11 protein-coding genes are annotated in these 10,090 nt (G+C 39.6%); 9 read left to right on the top strand and 2 right to left on the bottom strand.

Translation table 11 applies throughout. From position 1 onward, the window contains the following. Positions 1–812, bottom strand: an 812-nt coding sequence (locus EF384_RS05280; protein WP_123779973.1) for a metallophosphoesterase, incomplete at its 3' end; no start/stop codon positions are given. A 124-nt stretch (positions 813–936) separates the two neighbouring features. Here EF384_RS05280 and EF384_RS05275 point away from each other — a divergent pair. The 3 genes from EF384_RS05275 to EF384_RS05265 all read left to right on the top strand — a co-directional run bounded on the left by EF384_RS05275 (position 937) and on the right by EF384_RS05265 (position 3,530). Beyond that, a complete protein-coding gene (locus EF384_RS05275; RefSeq protein WP_123779971.1) occupies positions 937–1,317 on the top strand; it encodes a bacterocin transport accessory protein in 381 nt (126 codons plus the stop codon). A 122-nt stretch (positions 1,318–1,439) separates the two neighbouring features. Continuing rightward, complete coding sequence (locus tag EF384_RS05270) at positions 1,440–2,036, top strand: hypothetical protein (protein WP_123779969.1); 597 nt, start codon at positions 1,440–1,442, stop codon at positions 2,034–2,036. A 276-nt stretch (positions 2,037–2,312) separates the two neighbouring features. Next, a complete protein-coding gene (locus tag EF384_RS05265) occupies positions 2,313–3,530 on the top strand; it encodes a chloride channel protein (RefSeq protein ID WP_233570043.1) in 1,218 nt (405 codons plus the stop codon). A 46-nt stretch (positions 3,531–3,576) separates the two neighbouring features. On the opposite strand, the gene EF384_RS05260 is transcribed toward EF384_RS05265, so the two are convergent. Further along, on the bottom strand, positions 3,577–5,049 hold the full coding sequence (locus EF384_RS05260) for a phosphate:AMP phosphotransferase (protein WP_123779967.1): 1,473 nt from the start codon (positions 5,047–5,049) through the stop codon (positions 3,577–3,579). A gap of 181 nt (positions 5,050–5,230) precedes the next feature. On the opposite strand from EF384_RS05260, the gene EF384_RS05255 reads away from it, so the two are divergent. The 6 genes from EF384_RS05255 (at position 5,231) to EF384_RS05230 (ending at position 10,011) form a co-directional block, all read left to right on the top strand. Further along, complete coding sequence (locus EF384_RS05255; protein ID WP_123779965.1) at positions 5,231–5,857, top strand: carbonic anhydrase; 627 nt, start codon at positions 5,231–5,233, stop codon at positions 5,855–5,857. Between the two features lie 75 nt (positions 5,858–5,932). Further along, a complete protein-coding gene (locus EF384_RS05250) occupies positions 5,933–6,523 on the top strand; it encodes a ribonuclease domain-containing protein (protein WP_123779963.1) in 591 nt (196 codons plus the stop codon). A 31-nt stretch (positions 6,524–6,554) separates the two neighbouring features. After that, positions 6,555–6,821: a barstar family protein gene (locus EF384_RS05245; RefSeq protein ID WP_123779961.1), complete on the top strand. Its 267-nt coding sequence runs from the start codon at positions 6,555–6,557 to the stop codon at positions 6,819–6,821. Positions 6,822–6,879: 58 nt separating this feature from the next. After that, positions 6,880–7,695 carry a hypothetical protein gene (locus tag EF384_RS05240; protein WP_123779959.1) on the top strand — a complete coding sequence of 272 codons (816 nt, stop codon included), beginning with the start codon at positions 6,880–6,882 and terminating at the stop codon, positions 7,693–7,695. Between the two features lie 212 nt (positions 7,696–7,907). Beyond that, positions 7,908–8,654, top strand: a complete 747-nt coding sequence (locus EF384_RS05235; protein WP_123779957.1) for a YwaF family protein — start codon at positions 7,908–7,910, stop codon at positions 8,652–8,654. A gap of 169 nt (positions 8,655–8,823) precedes the next feature. Further along, the gene (locus EF384_RS05230; protein WP_123779955.1) at positions 8,824–10,011 is read left to right on the top strand and encodes an alpha/beta hydrolase; all 1,188 of its coding nucleotides are present in this window, start codon (positions 8,824–8,826) and stop codon (positions 10,009–10,011) included. Positions 10,012–10,090: the final 79 nt, after the last annotated feature.

The raw sequence follows: 10,090 nt of genomic DNA, 5'->3' as shown, positions 1-10,090 counted from the left end.
ATATATAAAGCTTGTGTGATTTCTTGATAAAGATTAGGAGAACGCCATTCGCGTTCATATGCTAGTGAATTGCTGATGAAGTGGCTGCCGTTTTTATCTATCTGATGGCGGATATGTACGTGGCCCATAATGCTATGGCTGATTGGATATGCTTCATAGAATGGTAGAAAATCATCAGTTGCGATATAAGCATTAAAGAAATCAAAAACGCGATTAGGCATGGGAATGGTAAATTCTGGGATCGTGATGACGTGGGTCATCAGCAGAATGTTTTTTGCGTGAAGATCTTCTAAGGCATGGCTGAGTGTTGCCTGAGTTTCTTGGGCAAAGTATTGGGATACTTCCTTATCAGATGCTTGCCAGTCTAATCGATTCTTATCTTGCCAAGTCACTAATTTGTATCGACCCTTGTCTAATTGGTTTTCGGTAAAGTTCGGCGCATGATAGGCATGGTTATACCATCCGCTATGGCCAACGATTGCTGTATCTTTATTTAGCATGAGTGCTTTATTTTGCAGGCTTTGAGGATGATTTTTGAAGATGTCGTTAATGGCCAGTGTGGTTTTCTTGGCATGTTGATCTTGCCAAAAATCATGGTTGCCCGGAATAAAGTAAATTTTACTATGCGATAATTCTTGCAAGTTTTCGACAAAGTTCAGGGTGTCCTGATAGTGGTTGGAAATATCGCCACCAATGTAGAGCTGGTTTAATTCCTTATCCTGAATGATCTGTGTTAATGTTTGAATGAAGTCTTTGGTTTGATAGTGTTTACTTCGATCAATATGTAAGTCTGATATAAAACCTATATTCATTTTTTTCTCCTCGGTATAGTATCTATCTTATTCTACCAGTATTTGCCTAAAATGCATATTTGTTGAATTCTAGGGCGTAAACGCTTAGTATGAAGGTATTAATACAATACAAGGAGGCATTACCATGACTGAAAATATTCAACCAGTTAGCCAAGAAGAATTTGAGGATTTAATCAAAGAATTTAAGGAAGTTTCACCTAATGTTGCCAATAGCATGTTAGATGAAGAAGAACCAAAATTATTGTTTATTGGTCGTTCTACTTGCCAATATTCTCGTAAATATTTACCTAAGTTGATTGCTGCTTTAGGTGAAGATGTTGAAAATACTTACTTCTTAAATTCTGAAAATACTGCTACTGATGATGCTTTAGCTGATTTCCGTTTTGAAGTTGGTGCGAAGACTGTTCCTTCATTAGTATATGTTGGTGGCGATGGTCGCTTCACGAATTTAGCTGCTGATTCTTCAAACTCTGTTGAAGATATCAAAGCTTCTATTGAACGCTAAATATAGTGCTAAAATTTAACTGACCCTTGCGAAAGGATTAAGAAAGCTTTAAGGTCCCTTGAATCGTTTGAATCTACTATCTTTTTTCTTTAGACTTATAAGTAAGGAAAGGTGTGATAGTAATGAAAACGCCAAAAGTAGTAATGGGATTACTGACAGCAACGGTCTTAGTTGCTGGATACACTATTAGCCAAGTTCAAGCAGATGAGCAAGCAAATGCAATCTATGAAACAAGTCAAGTTGCTGCTTCAAGTGAAGCAAGTAGCGAAAGTGCTGTAGCAGTGAGTGAAACAGCTAGCCAAGCCTCAACTCAAGCGAGTGATGTAAGTGCATCAGCAGAAGTTGAGACGAGTGAAGTTGCTGAAACTGAGACAACTACAACTGAAGCGTCAGCTGAGAGTGAAGCTGTTATAACAGAAGCTCAAGCAAGCGCTGAGACGCCAGTAGCTGAAACAACTACTGATGTGGAAGACACTGCAACGGAGGTCGCACCGACCACAGACAGTCAAGCGACTGAAGCGAGTCTGCCGGACCAAAGTGAAAACCGACAAATCATTATTGACCGTTTAGGTTTAGCAAGTGATGCTTTAGATGCGTATAGTGATGCGCAAATTGCCCAATCACGTGCAGAAGCAGAAGCATTGGGTTCTGACCCCGGCTATTCTTATAGTTGGCTATTGAGTCAAACACCAGCAAATGCGAGCACACAATCAATGTAATCATTAATATCAGCCTACTAGGTGAGTGTTACAACTTGCTAGTAGGTTGTTTTTTTATCCAAATTGACAACGCTATCAGTTTATTAGATAATGAATGAAATATCGGGGAATGAATGTCTCCCACAGTTCTTGCTGAAACGGCATTTTTGCTGATGACTTCTACCACTTGATTTTGTGTGTAGGGGTCTTTTTTATTTAAAATCAACTGCTTATCAATTTTTATGGCATAATGAATTGATGGGTTTAAAAAATTTCATAAAAAGGAGGAGAGCTTGTATGAACATTAATATCAGTATGAAGCATATGGCACAAGTGGCCTATCTTATCGCAATGAGTATCTTTATTGGGATAGCCGTGGGTGCTTTTGAAACACTATTTGGTAAAGTAATTGTAGAATTATCGGCCTTTCGTTTAACGCATTTTTATTACTTGGTGCCATTCTTACCAGTTGCAGGTATGATATTTGTTTACTTTTTATATAAGTATGGCAAAACAAGTAATAAGGGAATAGCCTTACTTTTCTTGGTAGACCAGGGTAAAGAAGACAAAATTCCCTTGCGCTTGGTGCCTTTTGCACTTTTGGGCACATGGATGACGCATTTATTTGGTGGTAGTGCGGGTCGTGAAGGTGTGGCTGTTCAAATCGGTGGTACGATTGCTAACTGGTTTGACCGTACTTTTAAATTAGCCCAAAATGCAGGGGATATCATTGTGATTGGGGTAGCTGCTGGGTTTGCAGGTTTGTTTGGTACACCGATTGCTGCAACCTTTTTCGCAATGGAAATGCTAGAAAAAGGGAAATTACGTTACCAAGTCATGGTGCCGACCTTTATTGCTGCATTTGTGTCTAGTAGTACCTCTGAGTATTTAGGGTTGAAAACCTTCAAAATGCCTTTGCATTTACATGTTGAATTAGACTACATCCTACTATTAAAACTATGTGTAATCGGGATTATATTTGGTTTTGTGGGTGCAAGTTTTGGCCGTATCTTAGTGAAAAGTAAACACTACTTTGCGGAAAAAATCCCTAACCCAGTCATTCGTATTGGTCTTGGTGGGATTGCTGTAGCACTTTGTATCATTTTGCTTCATGAAGGACGCTATGCAGGTACGGGGAGTAATTTGATTTTAGCAAGTTTTGGTAGTGAAAAGGTTTATATTTATGACTGGTTGCTAAAAATGTCCCTAACAATTTTAACCGTAGGTGTAGGCTTCTGGGGTGGTGAGGTAACACCACTATTCTCAATTGGGGCATCACTAGGTGCAGTGATCGCGCATGTTGTAGGATTGCCAATTCCTTTTGCTGCAGCATTAGGTTACACGAGTGTATTTGGTTCAGCAACTAACACTTTGATTGCACCGATTTTCATTGGTGGTGAAATCTTTGGTTTTGAATACACACCTTACTTTGTGATTACGAGTGCGGTGGCTTATGTATTTAGTCGACACCATTCAATTTATCCACTGCAAATTATCGACAATCGAAATTTATAAGCATGTAAAATCAGGGCTGCTATGAAAAATAGCGGCCCTGTTCTTTTTATTTTTTATCTAAAAATGCTTCCATACGTTGAATGAAGTCTTTAAGGACGGCAATGCGCGCATGGCGTTTGTCGACACCGGAAATCAATTTCCACGGTGCTTCAGGTGTAGATGTTTTCAGCACCATGTCATTCATGGCTTGGACATATTCATCGAATTTGTCACGGTTACGCCAATCTTCTTCGGTGATCTTATATTGTTTGTCAGGGTCTTTTTCCCGACCCATGAAACGGTCATATTGGGTGTCCTTATCAATCACAATCAAGTATTTTAAGAGTAAATAATTTTGCTCGGTTAAGTTGTGTTCCATTTGGTTGATCTCATCGTAGGCTTCTTGCCAACGATAGGTCGGGGTGAAGTTTTCTATGCGCTCAACTAAAACCCGGCCGTACCAGGTTCTGTCAAAAATAGTCATGCGACCTAGGCTAGGGAAGTCACGGTAGAAACGCCATAGGTAATGATGGCTTGTTTCTTCGGCATTGGGCGCAGAAACAGTCGACACGTCATAGCCACGGGGATCCATGAGACGTGTTAGTCGTTGATAGTTGCCACCCTTACCAGCAGCATCGCTACCCTCGTAGGCCACGATGACTCCTTTGTTCATTTTGTATGCTTTGTATAAAAGGTCAGCTGCTTGTTGTTGCAGATCCTCTTTTTCCAATTCATAGTCAGTTTCCGATAAAGTGACGCTATGATTGATTTGACTCAGGGGCGCTACGGATGTCTCTAAACCGGATAGGAAGTCTTTTTGTGCCGGACGGGTTAAGTCAGCTGCCAACCATTGTTCAAGTTTATCAATAGAAATTTTTAAGGCTTCCCTAGATTGGTCTTTTTGGCCATCCACGTATAAGATATGCCATGGGATATCTTCGGAATTCGTTTTTTCTAGGATGTTTGAAAAATGCTTGCGATAGGCTTTATAGTTTTCTAGTTGATGTTGATCATCTTTGGTTGCTAGAGCATCGTAGTCTGGTTTGTCGCTCAGGTCTTTAATGCGGTCTGCCATTTCGTCTTTGGTTTGATGGATGAAGAATTTTAAGACTAGAGTGTCATCGTCATGAAGCGCTTTTTCGACGAATGAAATGTCATGCAACAAATGGTCTAGGCGTTTTTCTTTGATGTCTAAATTATGGAAGAGTTCATAATAGAATGAACGGTCGAAGAAAACGATTTGGCCACGTTTAGGTGAGCGCATGAAAAAGCGGTATAAGTAAGGTCGTTTCTCATCTTGGAGTACGGTTTCATTGAAGACGGCTACTTCATAGTGTTTGGGGTCTAGTTCACGGGTCAGGTCTTTCAGTAAGAAGCCTTTGCCACTAGATTCCCAACCATCGATAATGACCAACATGCTTTTATCGGTTTCTTGGAGTTGGCGGTGGAGTTCAGCAAATTTCTCGCCAAGTACCGTGCGACTAGTGTTTTGCAATTCTTTGGGGATACTTGTTCGTTTGATAGATTTGTTTGGTAACATGTGTCCACTTCCTTTTTATGTGTGAAAAATACGTGCGAATGATTAACATACATTATAAATCATAAATACAAATTTACATAGCGATTGTGCTATTTTCACATAAACAGTAGTTATTTTAGAAAAGGACTAGATTTTTATGATAAAATAATTAGGATATTTCAATAAGGGAAGGAATCGTTAAATGAAAGATTTTAAAAAAGCAATCCAACTATTTCATGACACTGATTTTCAAACACACCGAGAAACTTATGAAGCCTTGGCACAAAAACATGCACCACATACCATGGTGATCACCTGTGGGGATTCACGTATTAATGTTGAAAGTTTGTTACAGGCTGGTCCAGGGGAAGTGTTCCAAATGAGAAACATTGCGAATATCGTACCTGCCTATGATGATCCAGATCCACTACCATCAATTCAAGCAGGGTTAGATTTTACGGTAACTTCTCTACAAGTAGAGGATATTATTCTTTTAGGTCATATTAACTGTGGTGGCTGCAATACTTGCTTACACCCACCAGTAAATATTGACGATATGCCTCATTTGAAAAATTGGGTGAGTCGTTTGAACCCAGTGAAGGAATCAATTGCAGATCAATTGGCAGACCTTGAACATGATCCAGTTGCGCAAAGTGACTTAATGGAAAAAACAAATATCATCGCCCAATATGAACACTTATTGACACATCCAGTAGTAGCGAATCGCATTGCTGAAGGAAAATTACGTGTACACGGTTGGCATCTCCATACAGATAAAGGCTTTGTTGAAGCTTATGACCCTGAGACAAAGACATTTGTCAGAATTTAATGTAAAATAGCATTACCAGAACGTCCTTTTGACTAAAAGGGCGTTTTATGTTGAGTAGGAAATGAGGAAGATTTCATGAGCAATCAAAAGACGCCCCAACAAATACTAGAATTATTGAAAAAACCAAAGAGTCGCGCAGGTTTAGTGATTGTTGTGTTAGGTTTGGTCGCCACACAAGATCCTATGCAATTGTTTGAAAGTTTTACAAATCCCGACCAAGCGACAAGCCAAAGCAGTCAACAGGTATCGAGTAGCCAAACCACAGTATCAAGTGCGAGTGGACAAAGTGAAACGAGCAATTCGACTTCAACCAACAGCAGTGATGTGGTCGTTGAGGAAGGCCAAGCTTATTCGAGTCCAGAAGAAGTGGCTGCCTATATCGACCAATATGATGAATTGCCAGTGAATTATATTACCAAAGATGAGGCCGAGGAATTGGGCTGGGTGTCTAACCAAGGGAATCTTTGGGAAGTGACGGACCAAATGTCAATCGGTGGCGATTATTTTGGTAACTATGAAGAAGTGTTGCCAACGGATGATGAATACCGTGAAGCCGATGTCAATTATGAGGGTGGTTTCCGTGGTTCAGAACGTTTGATTTATTCGGATGATGGCGACATCTATTATACCGACGATCATTACGAAAGCTTTGAACAGTTATATTAAGCAAATGGGAAAACGAGGAAGGAGCTAGCCAATGTACAGAATTTCGATTGATGGACAAGATATTTTTGACCGTACAGATTTACACGATTACCTGGCCTATGCCTTAGATTTTCCAGAGTATTATGGGCGCAATCTTGATGCCCTACATGATTTACTTATGGCTCACCAAGACAGACTTGAGATTCAAATCGTTCATTTTGATGAATTACATGATCATTTGGGCCATTATGCTGACCGCTTCCTAAAATTACTATTAGATGTTGCAGAAAAGAATGCATTTGTGACCGTTCTTCGGTAAGATGAAAGTAACATTTGCACAACATAATGACATAAATATATGAAAAAGGAGGGAAGATATGGGCGTAATGCTAACAACAGCTTATCAAGTAGATGGCGCTGACCAAGAATTAGCTGTTGAAATTATTAACCAAGCGCATGGCATGATACAAGGGAAGTTTGAACCATCTTTGCTATCAGATTATCAAGCCCTTGATCAATTGGTACACAAGCAATCCATTTTATTTCGCGATGCCATGACAGCCGTATTGTATTATCGACTATTACAAGAGGCAATTTATCCGATTCAAATCAATGGTGGTTTGGGTCTATCGGAGGATATTGCACAATCCTTAACCTTCTCCGATGCAGCCTTATCTCAAGCAAGCGACTTAGGTCCGGGCTATGTGCTCTATAATGCAAATTTTATGGAGGACAACCTGTTAAATATGCATCTGATTAATTGGCAACGTACGGTTCAAGACCAAAACCCTGTCGCACGTGTCGTAGCGTTTTTATATGAAATCCAAGCCCCATTGTGGATTAAAGGTGCCATGGTAGCAGAGGATTTCCTTGGGGATGACTTGATGGCCATTAATGCGGTGAAACAAGTTTTATATGCCAAGGAAGAAAAGCTATTATCGATGACGGATATTACTTTTTCAGCCCGTAAACCGACCAAATGGGTGGATATTTTCCAAGAGCTAGATAGCAAGAAATTTTATGTGACAGGTTTGTTTAAACGCGGATACGCAACAGCTATCGCGGATATGACCTATATGACCCGTCAAAATATCGATTATCATTTTAAATCAGGTCGCTTTGCCTTTGAACGCGATATGTTTGCAACGATTGTCTTACAGATGGATCGTGAGCAAGCAGCCTTAGGTGGTTAATTGCATCTTAATGATATCAAAAGTACAAGGTTTAGATCGGATATGTGCCGGTGCTAAGCCTTTTTGATTGTAAATTTCCTGTAAAAACAAACTTTACGAAAACGAAACGTTTCCAAGGTGCTTCTGGCTTGTGAAGCGCCGAAAAATTTCGTAAGATAAGGAAGGAAAAGACGTAGAAAAATGGGATTGAAAGTATTATGGTGGAATTATTCATGGAATCAATGGAAAAAAATGCCAGTCGCAAGGCAAAATGGCAGGCTTTGAAAGAAAAACTTTATGTAAACTGTGTAAGTATCGATGCACCCTTTATTAATGCATTTTCTACAGCCCATATTTTATACTTGGCGGCATTCTTTGCCATCCTGATTGCAATGTTTGTCTTCAGTGATTTCATCGAAGCCAATCAAGTCATAATTGGGCGTGTATTATTTGTCATCAGTATCTTACAACAAATCCTTCTATATTCTTGGTATTACTTTGAAACGAAGTTTGATTTAAAACAGGCCTTGCCACTTCATATTTGTCGTTTATCTACTATTATGGGGCTGATTTATTTAGTCACAGGGGATCAAATGATTATGCAAGTACTATTCTACTTTGGCCTTTATGCTTACTTCTCTTTCTTTATGCCAAGTCGTATTAATAAAATTTATCATGTATCTGGTTTGAGCTATTTCTTAAACCACGTGATCACAATTCTAATTCCATTCTTTGCCTACTTCACAACAGGATGGACACCTAGTCTTGAAGGTTTAGCAATTTCTTTTGTAGCCTTTATCGTATACTGGTTTGTTGCTTTGTATGTAAACCGTGCGACAGGCGGTAACTACTTCTACATGAAACATCGTCCGTTAGCGATTTTGGAAAAAGTACCGGCTGCAACATATGCGATTGGTAACTTTGTGTTTACCTTGCTTTTATTCTTCTTAGGCTATGGTTTGTTTAACCTATTCGCTTAATCATATTAGAATATGAACATCACCTGGATCCAGGCTGCTTGCTTGGCTCTGGGTATTTTTTTGCCTTAGCACAAAAGCATAGTGAGGAAGTTGATTAAGGAACCGCGAATTTCTTGAATGCAAAATATATATCCAATAAAATATAGACAGACAAAGGAAGGAATGAACAATGGGCATACTAACAACAGTTGGTCGACAAAGACGACCGAAAATCCAGCCAGACATTCGTTACTGGGAACAAGTTGAAGCGATGAAACATCGTTGTACAAAGAAGGAATTTCCAAATGGGGAGTTCATTATTAAAAAATTGCCCAATTCAGATGTCGGGGGGCAATTGGATGAACGCTTATTAGGTTCGATTAAAATTCGTCGTGACCCAACGCCAATGCTTCAATATTTGAACGATATTATTGAAAAACAATATAACCCCTTCCTCTTCTTATATCGCCGGTTGGTAGGGACAACGCTAAATCGGGATATTTCAAATGGCCGGATAACCATTCGTGAGTTTGACTTTCCGATTGAGGAACGTATGATGCATGCGCGTGTCTTTTATCCGGATGAAGTGTTTCGTGCGAAAAAGCCTGCCCCTGTGATTGTCTACTTACATGGCGGTGGTTTTATTGGCACGACCTTTGATACAATCACGAATACATGCCGAGGGATAGCCTACAAGACGGGTTCTATAGTAGTTGCTTTCCCCTACAGTTTGGCACCGGAACATCCTTTCCCACATGCCATTATTGACGGTCTGGCTATGCTAGGTTGGGTGAGAGATAATGCCACATTATTAGGTGTAGACCCAGACAGAATGGCCATCATGGGTGACTCGTCCGGCGCAAATATCGCAGCAGCCTTAACAATTTATGATATTCAAGAAGGTAATCATTGGATTAAAGAACAGATATTGTTATATCCAATTGTAAATATGGCTATGAAGGAAACGGGTAATTATAAATGGTCAATCGATGAATATGACATTAATGAGAATGATGAAATCATTACCTTTATCGTGAAATCACTTGGTATTGGTGTGCATTACATTAATAAATTGTATGCCCAAGATGCGGATTTGAAGGATCCCTTGGTGTCACCATTATTTGCACCGGATGCGATTATCAAGCAGATGCCACCAACCATTATCGTAACAGCAGAGTATGATTTCCTACGTTTGGAGTCTGAAGCCTATGCCAAACGCTTGATGACCAATGGCGTGCAGACATCGTTTTTCCGCTATCGAGGCTTGGATCATGGCTTTGTAGATAAAATTGGTATATACCCTCAATCTGAGGATGCTTTAAATGAAATTGGTATGCGTGTTAGAGAAAGATTTCATTTACCCAAAATGACAAATTAATCCCAATTCGCAAGACTTATGATTTAAGAAACGATGACTCTATCATGTATAATGAAGGCATATGATTGAATTTAGGCAT

This window comes from Aerococcus agrisoli, assembly GCF_003797145.1.
In the GTDB taxonomy this organism is placed as follows: Bacteria; Bacillota; Bacilli; order Lactobacillales; family Aerococcaceae; genus Aerococcus; species Aerococcus agrisoli.
The sequence above is the reverse complement of the archived record's forward strand: the minus strand, read 5'-3'. Positions and strand labels throughout refer to the sequence as shown.

Bases quoted from the DNA above. Each gene is read 5' to 3' on its own strand.
- EF384_RS05250 (WP_123779963.1), top strand. From the start codon at position 5,933: ATGAGCAATCAAAAGACGCCCCAACAAATACTAGAATTATTGAAAAAA.
- EF384_RS05275 (WP_123779971.1), top strand. From the start codon at position 937: ATGACTGAAAATATTCAACCAGTTAGCCAAGAAGAATTTGAGGATTTA.
- EF384_RS05270 (WP_123779969.1), top strand. From the start codon at position 1,440: ATGAAAACGCCAAAAGTAGTAATGGGATTACTGACAGCAACGGTCTTA.
- EF384_RS05265 (WP_233570043.1), top strand. From the start codon at position 2,313: ATGAACATTAATATCAGTATGAAGCATATGGCACAAGTGGCCTATCTT.
- EF384_RS05240 (WP_123779959.1), top strand. From the start codon at position 6,880: ATGGGCGTAATGCTAACAACAGCTTATCAAGTAGATGGCGCTGACCAA.
- EF384_RS05235 (WP_123779957.1), top strand. From the start codon at position 7,908: ATGGAATCAATGGAAAAAAATGCCAGTCGCAAGGCAAAATGGCAGGCT.
- EF384_RS05260 (WP_123779967.1), bottom strand. From the start codon at position 5,049: ATGTTACCAAACAAATCTATCAAACGAACAAGTATCCCCAAAGAATTG.
- EF384_RS05230 (WP_123779955.1), top strand. From the start codon at position 8,824: ATGGGCATACTAACAACAGTTGGTCGACAAAGACGACCGAAAATCCAG.
- EF384_RS05255 (WP_123779965.1), top strand. From the start codon at position 5,231: ATGAAAGATTTTAAAAAAGCAATCCAACTATTTCATGACACTGATTTT.
- EF384_RS05245 (WP_123779961.1), top strand. From the start codon at position 6,555: ATGTACAGAATTTCGATTGATGGACAAGATATTTTTGACCGTACAGAT.